This window comes from Streptomyces sp. HSS9-12, assembly GCF_054963655.1.
Map to the genome: position 1 here is coordinate 1 of NZ_JBUEGC010000081.1, position 15,714 is coordinate 15,714.

Annotated in this window: 10 protein-coding genes and 5 pseudogenes; 5 read left to right on the forward strand and 10 right to left on the reverse strand. The window is 70.3% G+C overall.

The genetic code is table 11. The features are described from left to right. A pseudogene (locus ACY34J_RS27760) lies at nt 1-234 on the forward strand (ATP-grasp ribosomal peptide maturase); the annotation flags it as partial. 169 nt (nt 235-403) lie between these two features. Next, nucleotides 404-2,620: a helicase gene (locus ACY34J_RS27765; RefSeq protein ID WP_462729404.1), complete on the forward strand. Its 2,217-nt coding sequence runs from the start codon at nt 404-406 to the stop codon at nt 2,618-2,620. 276 nt (nt 2,621-2,896) lie between these two features. Here the strand turns inward: ACY34J_RS27765 and ACY34J_RS27770 are convergent, their stop codons facing one another. The 3 genes from ACY34J_RS27770 to ACY34J_RS27780 are packed head-to-tail and all read right to left on the reverse strand — an operon-like array spanning nt 2,897 to nt 5,401. Continuing rightward, entirely contained in the window at nt 2,897-3,682 is a 786-nt protein-coding gene (locus ACY34J_RS27770; protein ID WP_462729403.1) for a polysaccharide deacetylase family protein, read from the reverse strand. Between the two features lie 5 nt (nt 3,683-3,687). Further along, nucleotides 3,688-4,557 (reverse strand): DMT family transporter, encoded by an 870-nt coding sequence (locus ACY34J_RS27775; RefSeq protein WP_462729402.1) that lies wholly within the window; start codon nt 4,555-4,557, stop codon nt 3,688-3,690. Between the two features lie 55 nt (nt 4,558-4,612). Beyond that, nucleotides 4,613-5,401 carry an SDR family NAD(P)-dependent oxidoreductase gene (locus ACY34J_RS27780; RefSeq protein WP_462729401.1) on the reverse strand — a complete coding sequence of 263 codons (789 nt, stop codon included), beginning with the start codon at nt 5,399-5,401 and terminating at the stop codon, nt 4,613-4,615. 160 nt (nt 5,402-5,561) lie between these two features. On the opposite strand from ACY34J_RS27780, the gene ACY34J_RS27785 reads away from it, so the two are divergent. Next, nucleotides 5,562-6,656, forward strand: a complete 1,095-nt coding sequence (locus ACY34J_RS27785) for an MGDG synthase family glycosyltransferase (RefSeq protein WP_462729400.1) — start codon at nt 5,562-5,564, stop codon at nt 6,654-6,656. 17 nt (nt 6,657-6,673) lie between these two features. On the opposite strand, the gene ACY34J_RS27790 is transcribed toward ACY34J_RS27785, so the two are convergent. Continuing rightward, complete coding sequence (locus tag ACY34J_RS27790; RefSeq protein ID WP_462761987.1) at nt 6,674-7,936, reverse strand: FAD-dependent oxidoreductase; 1,263 nt, start codon at nt 7,934-7,936, stop codon at nt 6,674-6,676. 57 nt (nt 7,937-7,993) lie between these two features. Then, nucleotides 7,994-10,090, reverse strand: a pseudogene (locus tag ACY34J_RS27795) (molybdopterin oxidoreductase family protein); the annotation flags it as partial. A 770-nt stretch (nt 10,091-10,860) separates the two neighbouring features. Between ACY34J_RS27795 and ACY34J_RS27800 the strand changes: the two are divergent. Beyond that, nucleotides 10,861-11,067, forward strand: a complete 207-nt coding sequence (locus tag ACY34J_RS27800) for a hypothetical protein (RefSeq protein WP_462729399.1) — start codon at nt 10,861-10,863, stop codon at nt 11,065-11,067. 74 nt (nt 11,068-11,141) lie between these two features. Here ACY34J_RS27800 and ACY34J_RS27805 read toward each other — a convergent pair whose 3' ends face one another. From ACY34J_RS27805 to ACY34J_RS27815, 3 genes and pseudogenes are all read right to left on the reverse strand, one after another. Continuing rightward, nucleotides 11,142-12,359: a S1 family peptidase gene (locus ACY34J_RS27805; RefSeq protein ID WP_462729398.1), complete on the reverse strand. Its 1,218-nt coding sequence runs from the start codon at nt 12,357-12,359 to the stop codon at nt 11,142-11,144. Between the two features lie 347 nt (nt 12,360-12,706). Then, nucleotides 12,707-12,925 (reverse strand): annotated as a pseudogene (locus ACY34J_RS27810) (esterase); the annotation flags it as partial. Nucleotides 12,926-12,963: 38 nt separating this feature from the next. Then, a complete protein-coding gene (locus ACY34J_RS27815) occupies nt 12,964-14,064 on the reverse strand; it encodes a sugar ABC transporter substrate-binding protein (protein WP_462729397.1) in 1,101 nt (366 codons plus the stop codon). A 284-nt stretch (nt 14,065-14,348) separates the two neighbouring features. On the opposite strand from ACY34J_RS27815, the pseudogene ACY34J_RS27820 reads away from it, so the two are divergent. Further along, nucleotides 14,349-14,441, forward strand: a pseudogene (locus tag ACY34J_RS27820) (DUF4396 domain-containing protein); the annotation flags it as partial. A gap of 30 nt (nt 14,442-14,471) precedes the next feature. On the opposite strand, the gene ACY34J_RS27825 reads toward ACY34J_RS27820, so the two are convergent. Together ACY34J_RS27825 and ACY34J_RS27830 are read right to left on the reverse strand one after the other, a co-directional pair. Further along, nucleotides 14,472-14,684, reverse strand: a complete 213-nt coding sequence (locus ACY34J_RS27825; protein WP_462729396.1) for a hypothetical protein — start codon at nt 14,682-14,684, stop codon at nt 14,472-14,474. A 426-nt stretch (nt 14,685-15,110) separates the two neighbouring features. Beyond that, nucleotides 15,111-15,714: pseudogene (locus ACY34J_RS27830) on the reverse strand (amino acid transporter); the annotation flags it as partial.

The window sequence follows — 15,714 nt, forward strand, 5'->3', positions numbered from 1 at the left end:
CGCGGTCCCTGGGAGCCGGCCGAGGTACCCGCCCGCATCGCACGGGCCGTCCGCGCCTACATGTACACCGCCCAACTCGCCTACGGCGCATTCGATTTCACCGAGGACGAGGACGGCACCTGGTGGTTCCTCGAGTGCAACCAGGGCGGACAATTCGGCTTCATCCAGTTGGAGACCGATCAGCCCATCGCCGAAGCCGTCGCCGCCTGGCTGGCTTTGCGCACTGCGATATGACACTCGGCGGAGCCGGAGGCCCGGCACGCTCCGAGTGCCGGGCCGTGGGTGGTGGTCGACTTCCGGTCAGGCTGATGGCCGCCCAGAAGTCGTCGAGTGACCACACGCGGTCATCGTTGGCATGAACATTCACAATACCCGGGCGGGAGTCCAATTGTCAAACGAGGAAATGCGTCGCGAGCAGGAATTCATCGATCTGCTCTACGAGCGCCTCGCCGAGCTGCGGACCCAAGCCGCGGCGGCAGTACAAGACGCCCTGCTGCTCGACGGGAGCACCTCCCAGACCCGGCTGGAACGCGATGTGCTGGTGGCCGAGCAGTCCGGGCTGCTCGCCGCCTTCAACGCCGGCGAGCAAGGGCTGTGCTTCGGCCACCTGGCCTTCCGCGACAGCCGTGACTACCACATCGGCCGCATCGGCATCCGGCGGGACGACGCGGACCGTACCCCGTTGGTCATCGACTGGCGGGCGGACGTGGCGCGACCGTTCTATCTCGCCACGGGGTACACCCCGATGGGGCTCCGCCGCAGGCGCCACATCACTACCGAGGGCCGAAAAGTCACCGCCCTGCACGATGAGATCCTGGACCTCACCGACACCCAGCGCACCGGGCATGAAGGCGCCGACGCGGACGCCGTACTGCTCGCCGCGCTGGACGCGGCGCGCACCGGCCGGATGCACGACATCGTGCAGACCATCCAGGCCGAACAGGACCGGATCATCCGTGCTCCGCACCGCGGCGTCCTTGTCGTCGAAGGCGGCCCCGGCACCGGCAAGACCGCCGTCGCGCTGCACCGCGCCGCGTATCTGCTGTACGCGTACCGTGAGCAACTGGCCCGCCGCGCCGTGTTGATCGTCGGCCCGAACCCGGCGTTCCTCGGCTACATCTCCGAGGTGCTGCCCTCGCTCGGCGAGACAGGAGTCCTCCTCGCCACGCCCGCCGAGCTCTTCCCTGGCGTGACCGCGACCGGTACGGACACGCCCGAGGCCGCCAAGGTCAAGGGCAGCGCCGCGATGGCCGACGCCCTGGCCGCGTACGTAGGGGACCGTCAGTCCTTGCCCGAGCCCGCCACCGTCATCGCGCACGAGGACGGCGATCTGCTGCTGGACCCGGACATCGTCCTGGAGGCCCGCTACCAGGCGCGCCAGACCAAACTTCCGCACAACCTCGCCCGCCCGTACTTCGCCTTCCGCATCATCGACACGCTGACGGCACAGCTGGCCGACCGCATCGGCGCGGATCCGTACGGCGGGCCGAATCTCCTCGGCCCGGATGACATCGCCCAACTCGGCAAGGCGATCGCGGCCAGCGCCGAAGTGCACTCCGCCATCGAGGAGTTGTGGCCTGCCCTTACTCCGCAGCAGCTGGTCGCCGACTTCCTCGCCGACCCCGTCCACCTCCCCGACGCCGACGCGGACGCGATCCGCCGAGAGGGCGGCGACTGGACCCCCGCGGACATTCCCCTGCTCGACGAGGCCGCCGAACTCCTCGGCGAGGACGACTCGGCAGCCCGCGCCGCCGCCGAGGCCCAGCGCCAGGAGCGGATCGCGTACGCACAAGGAGTGCTCGATCTGTCCTACGGCTCCCGCACCCAGGAGTTCGAGGACCGCCACGACGAGGATTCGGAGGTGCTGGCCGCGCACGACCTGGTCGACGCGGAACGGCTCGCGGACCGGCATGAGGAGATCGACCACCGCAGCGCCGCCGAGCGCGCCGCCGCCGACCGCACCTGGACCTACGGTCACATCATCGTGGACGAGGCACAGGAGCTGTCCGCGATGGCGTGGCGGCTGCTGATGCGCCGATGTCCGACCCGTTCGATGACGCTGGTCGGCGATCCGGCACAGACCGCGGAACCGGGCGGCTGCGGTTCGTGGGAGGCGATCCTCTCGCCGTACGTCGAGGATCGCTGGGAACACGTCAGGCTCGGCCTCAACTACCGCACGCCGGCAGAGATCATGGAGATCGCCGCGGAGGTGATCCGGTCCGTGCACTCCTCCTTCGAACCGCCGCGCTCGGTCCGCTCAACGGGCGTACGTCCCTGGGCGCACCGCACCAACGACCTACCGCGCGCGGTTGCTGACGCCGTCGCACGCGAGACCCCGGAGGAAGGCCGCCTCGCGGTCATAGCTCCGCGCTCCCGCCACCAAGCTCTGTCGGCCGCCCTGCCGACAGCCTCCGCCGGCCCGTGCCCTGATCTGACCAGCCCGGTGGTGCTGCTCGATCCACGGCAGGGCAAGGGGCTGGAATTCGACACAGTGATCGTGGTGGAGCCAGCGGAGTTCGGTGTGAGTGACCTGTACGTCGCACTCACGCGGGCGACGCAGCGGCTGGGCGTGGTGCACACGGGGGTACTGCCGGCCGGGCTGGAGGGGCGCTGGTGGTGAACGTCTGCGCCGGGCGCGCCATGTAGGGCAACGGCGCGGGCCCCGCTCGGGCAGCCGGGCGATTGTCAGTGTTCGGGTTCGAGGCCTCGGTCAACACCACCATCATCTGTTCCCTGGCGATTGGCCGGCACCAGCGTGTTCCCCGTTCACGCACCGGAGCCGGCGAACTTCCCGCTGTACCCGGGGCCGGTCCGGACAGCCGGCGGCGGGCGCACCGGCGACCGCTCCGACCGGGGGGCAGATCTGCGTCTTCCGCCCCGTGGGCGCCCGCCCGGCCTAGTGCCGCCAGCGATCGCGCAGGACGTCTGAGGCGGAAAACGAGGCCCGGCCGGGGCGGTCGCCGAGACCGTGCTCGGAGAGCGGACCCACCGTCAGGCCGCGGTCGCGGCAAGCCTCCACGAAGCCAGGAAGCGCGCCCAGAGACGACCGCCAGATGCCGGGGGCGCTCATCCGGGCCGAATCGTGCAAGAGGACGGTCGCACCGCCCCGCAGTCCCTTCAGGAGTTCGGAGAGTACGGTGCCGGGATCGGTCTGGGGCACCCAGTCGTGCCCCCAGACGGACCACAGCACCGGCTGCAGGCCCGCTCGGCGCGCGGCCGCCCAGCGGCCTCCGGTGAGAACGCCGTACGGGGGCCGGTACCACCGCGGCCGCCGGCCGCAGAGCTGGCGGATCGCGTCCGCCGCGCGCGCGATGTCGCGGACATCGCGCCACGGCCCGGGCCGCCACGGCCGCTCATGGTGCCAGCCGTGGACAGCGATGTCGTGCCCCTGATCCGCGATCTGCCGCGCGATCCCGCGGTGGCGCTCCAGCTCGCTGCCGAGGACGAAGAACGTCGCCCGCACCGAGAGCCGGTCCAGCTCCCGCAGGAAGAGCGGCGTGCTGCGCGGATCGGGCCCGTCGTCGAAGGTCAGCGCCACATGGCCGGGATCGCCCTGCCCGTCCAGCCGGGGGCTCAGCGTGCGGCGTACGAGCGGCAGCCAGGTGGCCGCGGGTCCGATGTGCCAGGCCGCACCGGCGATGGCCGCGCCGGTGACACCGCGGCGAACGGCAGAGGCGCTCACCCCGCTCACCACAGCTGCTCCACCTTCCGCCCCGAAACCACCGGCGATCTGGCCAGCTGCACGCTTCCCAGCACGAGCACGGCCAGTGCCACGATCTCCGGCCCGATCCGGGCACCGAGGGCGATGCTCTCCTCGAACAGCACAGCGCCGAGCACCACGCTCAGGAGCGAGTCCCCCAGAGTGAGTGCGGGCTGCGATGCCACCAGAGGTCCCGAACGCAACGTCACCTGCAGCAATACGAAGGTGATCAGCCCCACAGCGAAGGTTGCGTACGGTTGCCAGGCGGTGATGAACGCGTCGAACCCGCCGGCCAGCTGCCCGAGCGCGTCCTTCATCAGCGCGGCAGTGCACGAGAAGCCCATGGCGGTCGCCGTACCGAGCACCGCGGCCCGAGGCGCGGGCGGAAGACGCAGCGACAAGGCGATCAGCACGCCGGACAGCACCGTAACCGGCACCGCCACCAGCAACCAGGTGCCCCCGGAGGCGGTGGAGTTGCCGCCCGACGGCTCGGCCAGGCGCAGGAAAACGGCCAGCCCGGCTGCCATGGCGAAGAACGCGACCCAGGTACGCGCATCCGGTCGTCGACGGAACACCACGCTGCCCACCACGAGAGTGAACGGCAGTTCGGTGGTCATCACAGGCTGCACCACCGCCAATGGCCCCGTGGCCAGGGCGCCCGCCTGGCAGAGGCCCGAGGCAACCAGCGTGCCGGCCCCCCACAGCCAAACGGGCCGGCGAAGCAGGCTGAAAAGCCAGGAGAACCGCGTGGCAGAGGGGCCGGGCTCCTCGGCGGCCGCGGCGCGGCGTTGCAGCACCGAGGCAGCGGCGTTGCCGAGTGCGGCCAGCAGCGCGAGGACGATCGCCAGCGATGTCATGGCACCGTGGGTCTCGATCGCCTCGTCGGCTCTGCGGATGACACTCTTCCCGCCCTCATCCGAAGCGTTTCGCCAAAGCGCGGAAGAGCCGTGGGGTGGCCCCGTGCATACGGGCGGGGAAGGCGAGCCAGGACGGTACGAACACCTCTTCCCGCCCGGATGCCAGGGCTTCCCAAACGGCATTGGCAACGCGGCGCGCAGGGATCAGACGCGGCCTGGTCCGGTGGTACGGCACCCCTCTGGTGCCGAAGAAGGGAGTGTCCACGGCACCCGGCAGGACCATCGACACCCGGACCCGCGTCGAGCCGAGCTCGTAGCGCAGGCTGTCCGCGAAGCCCATCAGCCCCGCCTTCGTCGCGGAGTACACGGCCTCATCCCGTACCCCTACACATCCCGCCATGGAGCCGACCAGCACCACGTGCCCCTCGCCCCGGGAGACCATTCCCGGCAGCAAGAGCCGTACGAGGTGCAACACCGCGGAGAGGTTGACCGATACGACCCGGTCGATGTCTTCGGGCGGCATCCCGACGAAAGGCCCGGCCCAGCCGATGCCCGCCCCGGCGACGAGTGCGTCGACCCGCCCGCCGCGCTCCACGGCTTCCGCCGCCAGATACTCGCGGGAATGCGGGTCGGTGAGCTCGGCGGACAGAGGTGTTCCCGAGGTGGCCCTCGCGACCTGTGACAACCGGGTCTCGTCGCGTCCGTTGAGCAACAGCTGCCAGCCGCCCTCGGCGGCGAGCCGCTCGGCGACCGCGGCGCCGATACCCGAGGACGCGCCCGTGATGAGGGCAACCGGCCGATCCGTCCGGAACACCGGCCTGCGGCGGGATCTGTCGATCACCATCGATCCTCCGGGATCCTCAGAAGGTGGGCTCCCAGAATCCTCGCTACCAGGCACGGGAACGTGTCCGGCGCGCACACCGATCCACCCGAACAGCTCGATTCACCACATTTCCCGTGCGGCATTCAACGCTACGGCACACCACCTCCACCCCTGGAGACTCATGGAGCGGCGTTTCCTGGTCCTCAGCGCCAGCATGGGCGCCGGCCATGACATTGCGGCAGGGGAACTCGCGCGCCGCCTGCGTGCCCGCGGCGACCATGCGCTGGTGCTCGACGTCCTCGCCCTGCTGCCACCGGCTGTCGGACCCGCTCTGCGCCTTGGATACCGGGCGTCGATCCGCTACGTGCCCCAGGTCTACGGAGCGATTTACGGCGCCTTCCTCGCCCCGGGGCAAGGGCGACGGCCCGGTGTCTCACCCCTGGCCGCGCTCGCCGAACGCCGGCTCATGGAATGGGTGAACCGCTGGCGGCCCGACGCCGTCGTCTCCACCTTCCACCTGGCAGCCCATATCACCGGGCGCCTGCGCGCCCGCAAGGTGCTCGAAGTCCCCACGGCGGTCTACGTCATCGACTTCGCCGTGCACCGAGGATGGCTGCACTCCGGAAACGACATGTACCTCTGCGTCTCGGACGCGGCTGCCGACACAGCCCGGGAAGACACCGGCCGGCCCGCGTATGTCCCGGGACCGGTGGTCGCTCCGCAGTTCAGCGCGGTCCCGGCCGCCCTGGGCGCGCCCTGGCGCACCGTGTTCAACGACCGGGCCCCCGGCCGTCCGCCTGTCCTGGTCTCGTCCGGGGCCTGGGGAGTCGGCCCAGGGCTGGAGGCCACGGCCCGCGAACTCTCGCACCACGGCTGTCTCCCCGTACTGCTGTGTGGGCGGGATGGGGGCCTGCGCCGCCGGGCGACCCGGCTTTCCGGTGTGCTGGCTTTGGGCTGGGTGGACGACATGCCCGGCCTCATGTCAGCCGCCAGAGCCCTGGTGGACAACGCCGCGGGCCAGACGGCCGTACAGGCCCTGGCCGCGGAGCTCCCCGTGATCGGCTACCGTCCGATCCCGGGTCATGGGACGGAGGGCGTACGGGAGATGGCGGCGGCGGGTCTGTCCGCCTACGCGGCCGACGCGGGGGAGCTGAAGTCGACGCTCAACCGGCTGCTGGAGCCGGGCCCGGAACGGAGCCGGCGCATCGCCTTGGGAAAGTCGGCGTTCAAGGGGGACGCCGCCCAGCTCATCGCCGACACGGTCAGCGCTCGGTAACTCGGCACAGGCGGCGGTCAGAAAGCCCGCCGGCACCAGCCAGGGGCGCGGCTTCCGGTCGGCCAGTACGCCGGACAGCGGCCGCAGCACACTGGAGCGACACCTCCGAGCAGCTTCAACCGCGTCGGCATGTCGGCCCCTGTGAACTCCGGTGCCGCCTCGCCCAGTAGCTGCCGGGCCACCGAGTCGGCCATCCGGTAACCGGGGGCGACCAGTCCGTAGCAGTGCCCTTCCACCGCCGCGCACTCACCGACCGCCCAGATCCGCTCATCGTCCGTACGGCAGTGCCGGTCGACCAGGAAGCCGCCGCGTTCGCCCCGCGCCAGGCCCGCGGCGGCGGCAAGTTCGTCCGCGGGGCGGATACCCGCGCTGAAGACGACCAGGTCCGTCTCCAGCACCGTGCCGTCGCTGAGGGTGACCGCCCGCGCGGTGCCGTCCGGCCCCGGGTGGATCTCCTGGGGCGCCGTACCGCAGTGCAGACGCAGCCCCAGCTCCTCCAGCTGCCCGGCCAGAGCACGGCCCTCCTCCTCGCTGAGCTGGGCGGGCATCAGAGAGGGAGCCATCTCGACGACGTGGGGCCGCATCCCCAGCAGCCGCAGCGCGTCCGCGGCCTCCAGCCCGAGCACTCCACCGCCGATCACGACGCAGGGGCGGTCCTCGCCGGCCACCGAGCGGATCGCGTCCAGGTCGTCGATGGTCCGGTAGACGAAGCAGTTTCCCGCCTCGCGACCGCGCACCGGTGGGACAAGCGGCCGCGAGCCGGTCGCCAGCACCAGCGCGTCGTAGCCGACCTCATCCCCGTCCGCGGTACGCACCGTGCGGGCGCCGGCGTCGATGGCGACGGCCGGGCAGCCCAGCCGGAGATCCACCAGCGGGTCGCCGAGAAAGTCCGGGCCGAACAGGCTCAGGTCCTCCGCGCTCTTCCCGGCCAGATATGTCGAGAGCGAGACCCGGTCGTAGGCGGGACGGTTCTCCTCCGCCAGGACGACGATCCGCCAGGCGTCCGCCCGGTCGCGCGAGCGCAGCGTGGCGATCAGCCGTTGCCCGACCATCCCGTGGCCGACGACGACCACGGTACGAGTCGTTCGCGGGGCGGCCGGGAAGACCGTGCCGAGAGGTTCGGTCACCGCCTCGACCGGTGCGGAGCCGTCGAGCCGGGCTTGGATGTCCCGGACGTCCTGCTCGCAGCCGCCGCAGCTGGTGGTGGCCCGCGTGACGGACGCCAGCTCCTCCAGGCTGCGCGCCCCCGCGTGCCACGCGGACTCCAGCTGCCGCCGCATGACGTTGTTGCACAGGCAGACCACCGCGTCCTCGCGGACAGTGGCCGGAGCCGCTGGTGTCGCCTCCTCGTAGGCCTCGATCCGTACGGCGCTCAGCTTGAACTCCGGCATTTTGCTGCGCGGGTCCAGGGCGGGGTTGGTGACGAGGTTCGCCCTGCCGCTCCCGGCGAAGTGGAAGGGGAGGAACACTGTGTCCCGTCGCAGGCTCTCCACCAGCCGGGCCCGCGCCACCACGCTGCCGCGCTCCGAGGTGACCTTGGCCAGTGCGCCGTCCTGCAGCCCGTAGCGCTCCGCGGTGTCGGGGTGGACCTCGACGAAGGGCTCCGGCGCGGCCTCCACCAGCTCCGGCACCCGGCGGGTCTGCGCCCCCGACTGGTAGTGCGCGAGCACTCGTCCGGTCGTGGCGCGCAGGGGACGGGCTGCGGAGACCGCCTCGTCCGCCGGACGGTGGTGCACCGCGGTGAACCGGGCCCGGCCGTCCGGGTGGGCGAAGGCGTCCAGGAAGAGCCGCGGAGTGCCGGCGTGCCCGTCGCCCGGGCAGGGCCAGTGAAGCGTCTCACCCGCGTCGAGCCGTTCATAGCTGATGCCCGAGTAGTCGGCCGCTCCGCCGCGCGACGCCCGGCGCAGCTCCTCGAACACCGCCTGCGGGGTGGCCGGAAAGCGCTCCGCGGGCTCACCCAGCCGCACCGCGAGCTCGTGCAGGACCGCCAGGTCGCTGCGCGCCTGATCCGGCGGGTCCAGCAGCCGGCGCCGGCGCAGGACCCGGCCGTCCAGGCCGGTCACGGTGCCCTCTTCCTCGGCCCACTGCGTCACCGGCAGGACGACGTCCGCCAGTTGGGTGGTCTCGGAGGGCACGAAGTCCGCCACGACAAGCAGGTCCAAGGCGGACAAGCGCTCGCTGACGTGGCCGGCGTTCGGAGCGGAGACAACCGGGTTCGTACCGAAGACCAGCAGGGCCCGAGGCCCGCCGTCGGTGCCGAGCGCGTCGAGCAGTTCGTAGGCGCTGCGGCCCTTCCCCGGCAGCCGCTCCGCCGGAACGCCCCACACCGAGGCGATGTGCCGCCGCGCCCCCGGATCGGTGATCGAACGGTAGCCGGGCAGCTGGTCGGCCTTCTGCCCCATCTCGCGACCGCCCTGGCCGTTGCCCTGGCCGGTCAGACAGCCGTACCCGCTGCCCTCGGTGCCCGGCAGGCCCAGGGCGAGGGCGAGATTGATGAACGCCGAGACCGTATCGGTGCCGTTGCTGTGCTGCTCGGCTCCGCGCCCGGTGAGTACGTACGCCCGCTCTGCCTCGGAAAGCATCCGCACCGCCTGCCGCAGTGCGGCGGCCGGGATCCCGGTCACACTCGCCGCCCGGTCGGGCCCCCAGCGTTCCGCCGACTCCCAGGCCGCCTCGAAACCGCTGGTGCGCGTGCGCACATACGCACGGTCGAGACGACCCTCGACGACCGCGATGTGCAGCAGGCCGAGAGCGAGCGGCAGATCCGTGCCCGGGACCGGCTGCAGATGCAGGGCCGCGCGCTGCGCGGTAGGGGTACGGCGGGGGTCGACCACGATGAGGTCCGGCCGCTCCAGGTGGCGCATGAGCGGCGGCATGGTCTCCGCCACATTGGCTCCCGCCAGCAGAACCACGTCCGCCTGGCCGAGATCGGTGACGGGGAACGGAAGCCCGCGGTCCACGCCGAAGGCTCCGATCGAGGCCGCCGCCGCCGAGGACATGCAGAACCGGCCGTTGTAGTCGATGCTGCTGGTGCCGAGCGCCAGCCGGGCGAACTTCCCCAGCAGATAGGCCTTTTCATTGGTGAGCCCGCCGCCGCCGAGGACGGCCACCGCGTCCGCCCCATGAGCGGCCCGGAGTTCGCGCAGCTTCCCGGCAACGGTGTCCAGGGCGCTTTCCCAGCTTGCCTCCGCCATCCGGCCGTCGGGCCCGCGGAGCAGGGGGAGCCGTATTCGGTCCGCGACGTTGAGGAGAGCGGGCGCCGTCCACCCCTTCTGGCACAGTCGGCCCTGATTGACCGGGAAGTCGGGTGAAGGGCGCACGGCCACGTCTGCCGGGTGCTGGGTCGTGCCCCGGCTGAGCAGCGTGCCGCACTGCAGGGCGCAGTACGGGCAGTGCGTGGCGGTTTCCCTGCGTTCCGGATCGAACTCAGACATAACTGCCTTCCCGCTGTACGGCGACCAGCGTCGGTGTACGCCGGCCAGGCCGGAGATAGATCGCCCTGGTCACGGCCATGCGCAGGGCGTAGTAGCCGAGGAAGGCGCCGAAGGCCGGTGCCCGGCCGGCGTGATCACGAGGAGGAACTTCTCGCCGGCGTCGAAGCCGAGCCCGATCTTCGGGGACAGGGATGAGGTTGCGGCGGGCTGTTCGCTTGCCGCCGTTCCGCCAGACTGCTTCGTTCTCCGGGTCCCAGTCCGCGATCCAGCGGCCTCGGCCCGTCGGTTGCGTTGCCAATGCGTGCTCCAGGAAGTCATGGGGCAGCGGTACGGCCCCACCGGGCGGAACCGTACCGCCGACCGGATCAGAACGTCAGGTCGAGTGCCGTGACGCGATCGCGCTGACGGCTGGGCTCGTTGTCCGGGAAGACGAAGCACCGGGTGTTCTGCAGCGTGCCGTTCTGGGTCAGCAGAGCCATCGCCGCCGACCACTCGGAAGGGAATCACTTGCCTGCCCGCCGGGCCGCAGGTCCGGGGGAGCACCGAAACCTGCCGTCGCCCTTGCAGGTGAGCTACGGCACGCTCAGGGGAGTAGGGGCCCGCACAATCGGCGCCGTCCCTGCGGTCGGGGGCACCGGCCGACGACAGGCATACGGGGAGAGCGCCTCAGCGGGAGAAGAGTGCCTCACGAGCCGCCTCACGAGCCCTCTGCGAGAGGAGACATCGCGAAAGGGGGAGACTCAAGAGGCAGGCACGACCTGGAGCAGAAGGTGCTCCACCGTGTCCTCGCCCTCCTGGACCGTGAGGGTGCGGCGCACCTCCGGCTCATGCTCGCAGGACTTCGCGATGCGCAGCAAGTCCACATCGAGCTGGAGCGGCCGGACGATCTCGGCAGTCTCCTGCAGCGCATGAACGACAGCCCGCTGACGATCGAGCGGATCTCTCCGGGATCACCGCTGTTCTCGTTCCTGCTCTGACGCCGCCGGGGCAGATAGGGCAGATGGGAGTGGCCCCGCCGTATCGGACAGCGGGGCCACGTTGGATCAGACAGTCAGTCGTCGTCGCCTTCACCCGAGTGGTCGCGTTTGGCCAGACCATTCGCATTGCCGATGCCGTTGCCATTGGGGACCGCGGGGTCCGTGGCGGCCGCCGTGTCGCTCGCCCCCGCTGCGCCGGAGTCGGTGGGGGGTGCCGACGCGGTGGCGGAATCGGTGGCGCTGGCGCTGGCGCCGGCCGAGCCACCGTCTCCGGGTATCTGCACGCCCAGAGCGTCGAGAGCGGTGGTGACCGGCTGGAAGAACGTCGTACCGCCGACCGTGCAGTCGCCGTCACCGCCCGAGGTGAGGCCGATCGCTGCGTCGCCGTCGAACAACGAGCCGCCGCTGTCGCCGGGCTCGGCGCACACATCCGTCTGAATCAGCCCGGTCACGGTGCCCTCGGGGTAGTTGACGGTGGCGTCGAGCGCCTGCACCGTCCCCTCACTGACGCCGGTGGTGCTGCCGCTGCGGGTGACGGCCTCGCCGACCACCGCTTCCTTGGCGGATGTGATGGGCTGGGTCTGGCCGTTCCCGAGAGTGACCTCGCTGGGCAGGTCGACGCTGGTGCCCTCGGTCTGGATGAGGGAGAAGTCGCCGTCACCCGGGAAGGTGCTTTTGACCGTCTGTCCCAGGCTGGCTGTGCCTGCCTGGTCGGCGGACCACGGGGTGCCCTGCGGGCCGCAGTGGCCGGCGGTGAGGATGAAGTCACTCTGACCGTCGGTGACGTTGAAGCCGAGCGAACAGCGGGACGAGTCGGAGAAGATCGCGTCGCCGCCCGCGGCCTTCGTGGTGAACGTCCCGGCGGTGCGCTGCATGCGCACCGCGCCGTCGGTGGACGCCGCCTTGGTGGAGAGCATGTTCCAGTCGGACGCGGACACCGTCTTGTCGGCGAGCACCACCACCTCGTTGGTCTTCGGGTTCACCGACCAGGCGGTCCCCGCGACCCGGGGTGCTGCCTTCATGACAGCGGTGGCGGCGGCGAGTTGTTCACCGCTGCGGGTCACCATTTTCGGCGTGGCTCCGGCCTGCCGCACAGCCGTGGCCGCAGCCGAGTCGGTCACCGCTACCACGGCCTTGCCGTCGTTGCCGATCCAGCTGCCGGCGGTCTGTTGGGTGCCGAGCCGGCTTACCAGCGTACGGGCGAGGGTCGATGCGTCGGTGCTGCCTCCCTGTCCTTCGGGGGAGGACTGGCCCGCGAACGCACCGGCGACGACCACTCCGGCGCAGACCACGCCGCCTACCGTGGAAAGGGCGACGATTCGGCGCGTGTTACGTTTTTTTGCGTGGCTCAACTGGGGTTCTCCTTTGGCGTGGACATCGCTTGGTGTGCACGCTCCGGAGCGGCCGGCCGCTGGAGGAGCGCGGTTCCCCCCTCCAGTACGTGATCGCCACGCCAGGTGTTCAGAGGCATTATGAGAAGTCCGTGAAGAGCCGGGCGGCCGGGCCTCGCTGAAGGTGTGTCGGCAAAGCATCGAGCTCGAGAGGGCAGCAACTGCCCCCGATTTCACCGGGATCCGTGACCATGCAACGGCCCGCCCGGGACACGCAGTCCGGCGGGCCTGCGGCGAACTGACGGAGGTTACGCCGCCATGGGGAGGCGCTGGGCCAGGGACTCGCGCACCGCGCGCACCAGGGATTGGGCGCGAGGGTCGCAGGTCACTGTGGGCTGCATGCCGTTGGTGACGTAGGTGAAGGCGATGCCCAGCTCGGGGTCGGCGAAGGCGAGCGAGCCGCCGCGCCCCGGATGTCCGAAGTCAGCGGGCGAGGTCATGGGGGACGCCGGGCCGTGCAGTATGAATGTCCGCGTCCTTGGCGGCCTCGTCCGCTCGGCTTCGCCTACGGGGTGAGGCCGGCCTTCTCGCAGGCAGGCTTCAGCCTCGGCGGGCAGAGCTGGTCGGCCGTGTACGCGCCGTCCTTGATGACGGTGGCCTTGATGTTGCGTACGGTCAGGGGAACCGGGGCGAGCAGTGTGGCCGGGATGTCCTTCGTCGTCGGGCTGTTGACCTTGCCGTTGACGAGGCGGCTCAGGTTCTCACCGCGGCCCAGCGCCAGGGCCATTCTGACGGCGGCTTCGGCCTCGGGCTTGTAGGGCTTGTAGACGGTCATGTACTGCTCGCCCGTGATGATGCGCTGCACAGCCGAGAGGTCGGCATCCTGGCCGGTGACAGGGGGCAGCGGCCGGACATGTGCGCTCTTGAGGGCGGAGATGACACCCGAAGCGAGGCCGTCGTTGGCGGCGTACACGCCGTCGATCCTGTCCGCGCCGAGGGCGGCCATGGCCCTGGACATATTGCTGTTGGCGGCCTCCGGCTTCCAGTCGGTGTCGTACGCCTTGCCGATCTTCACCTTGCCTGTGAGGACCGACAGTGCGCCCTTCTTGAACTGGGCTGAGTTCGGATCGTTGGGCGAGCCGTTCATCATCACGATCTGGCCGTCATGCGGCTTGTGGCGGCGAACGGCGTCGAGGAGCGCCGTGCCCTGGATCCTGCCGACCCGCTCGTTGTCGAAGCTGACGTACGCGGAGACGGGGCCCTCGGGGAGGCGGTCGTACGCGACCACGGGGATATGCCCGTGCTTCGCCTTCTCGGCGATGGAGCGGCCCGCCTTGGTGTCGACCGAGCCGAGGATCAATACCTTGGCCCCGTTGATCATCATCATCTCCGCCTGTTGCCGCTGGGCGCCCGCATCCGCCATGGCGTTGGCGTACATCACTGTGCAAGCGCCGCACAGCTCTTTGATCTTCTTCTCCAGCAGCGGCTTGTCGAAGTACGCCCAGCGACTGAGCCCCGGAAGCAGAACGCCGATCTTGAGGCTGGCCTTGGCGGGGGTGGACCTGCCCGAGTCGACGGACTCACGGGCTTTTCCACACGTGGTGAGGCCGACCGCCAGGGACATCGCGGCCACGACGACGGCCGTGCGACTCAGATAGGTGTGCACCTGAACGACCTCCGCCTGCTATCGCCGACCGGGACGGTGCCCCGACGGCGGGAGGTGAACCCGGGGCTGCAGCGGATCATGTCGGCGAGTGAGCGACTCGCCGGCATCCCGTTCAATCAACGCTACCGGCTGCTCTGCCGATGAGGCTCGCGTGGCTACGCACCGTCGTTGAGCCGAGACTGCCGGGGTACGGATGGCTCTGCCGTGATCCGCGCTGCCGCAGCCGTCGAGGAATATCGACACCCCTGGTATACCCCCTCGGTATACCCCCGAGGGGTGAACGATTGAGGTGGGTGACCAAGACACCCGCCGCATCGGTCAACCGCTGGATGATCGCTCGCGGCCGCGGCCACGCCGTCGTCCACGCGTACCACTGATCCCCGCCCTCCCGGAGGAAGGTCAGAGCCTTACCGTGTGGTCGAAGAGGGCACCGGTTCCCGGCCCGACTTCTGCTCGACACCGCCATGGCCCGTCATGAACCATGCCGTCACCAGAACCCCGAGAATGAACATCACCCAGTGGCGGTTGGCCTTCCACCAAGACTGTTTTCCCGGGGCATAAAGCCGCACTTCCGACAGCTGCGGATGCGGCGCCGGCGGATCGTCCTGGAAGACTCCCATTCCCGTTCCTCCCCGTCCAGATGGTCTTCTCCAGGCACATCAGAGTAGATCCGACTCGGCGTCAGGAGCCAAGGGATTTCTGTCGCGGGAAGCCCCCGCCCGCGGCAGGGATCCGGCGGTGAACGCCTGCCTGATGCAGTGCGTGCGTGGTTGTGGTGACCTGGGACCATGACGTCGGTGCTGATGCGAGTGCTGGATGCGGCGTTCGGTCACCCGCGCGGTCCGGCGGGACGGCTGGGCGGCATGGTGATGGCGCGGGGCAACGCCGAGCAGGAGAGGTGGGCCGGCCGGATTCGTCGACCATGTGCTCACCCTGCGTAAACGCCGCTTCAACAGCGACGCCGTGCAGCTGCTGCTCCGGCGCCCCGCACCTGGCGGGTGACCTGTTCGGGGCGGACCGCCGTTTGGGCGACCGCCTCGAGAAGATCAGCCGACGTGGACGTGGGGCCGGCGGCTGCGGTCGGGTTCGGCTTCGCGCAGCACCTCGCGGGTGACGGGTGCGACCTCTCCCTGGCCGAAGAGGAAGAACCGCAGGAACTGGGTCAGCGGGCTGCCTTCGGTCCACTCGAAGTAGATGTGCGGACGCTGGCCGGTCTGATCCCGTACGTGCAGGAGCAGCGCGGCCAGGGCGTTGGGGATGGTGGAGCTCTCCAGACTCAGTACGCGGTACCGGCCGTGCAGTACCTCGCCGCGCACGCGCAGTTCGCTCTCGAAGTCGGATGGGTCGACAACGGTGACCTCCACGAAGACGAAGTCGTCCTCGGCCGGGACGTCGTTGTCCTCGCGGATCTGGTGAATCTTGTCGCGGTACTCGGCCGCATCCCGGGCGTCGGGCTCGTTCGCGATGAACCGGATCCGACGGTGGGCCATATCGCGGACAAAGCGCTCTGCCATCTCGTCGAGTGCCACGCTGGTGACCCGCAGTTCGAAGGCACGCATGAGGCGGGAGAGCAGCGAGACGAGGATGATCCCGGCGATGAAGCAGCCACCTATCTTCACACCATCCGGCCGCTCCACGACATTGGCCGCC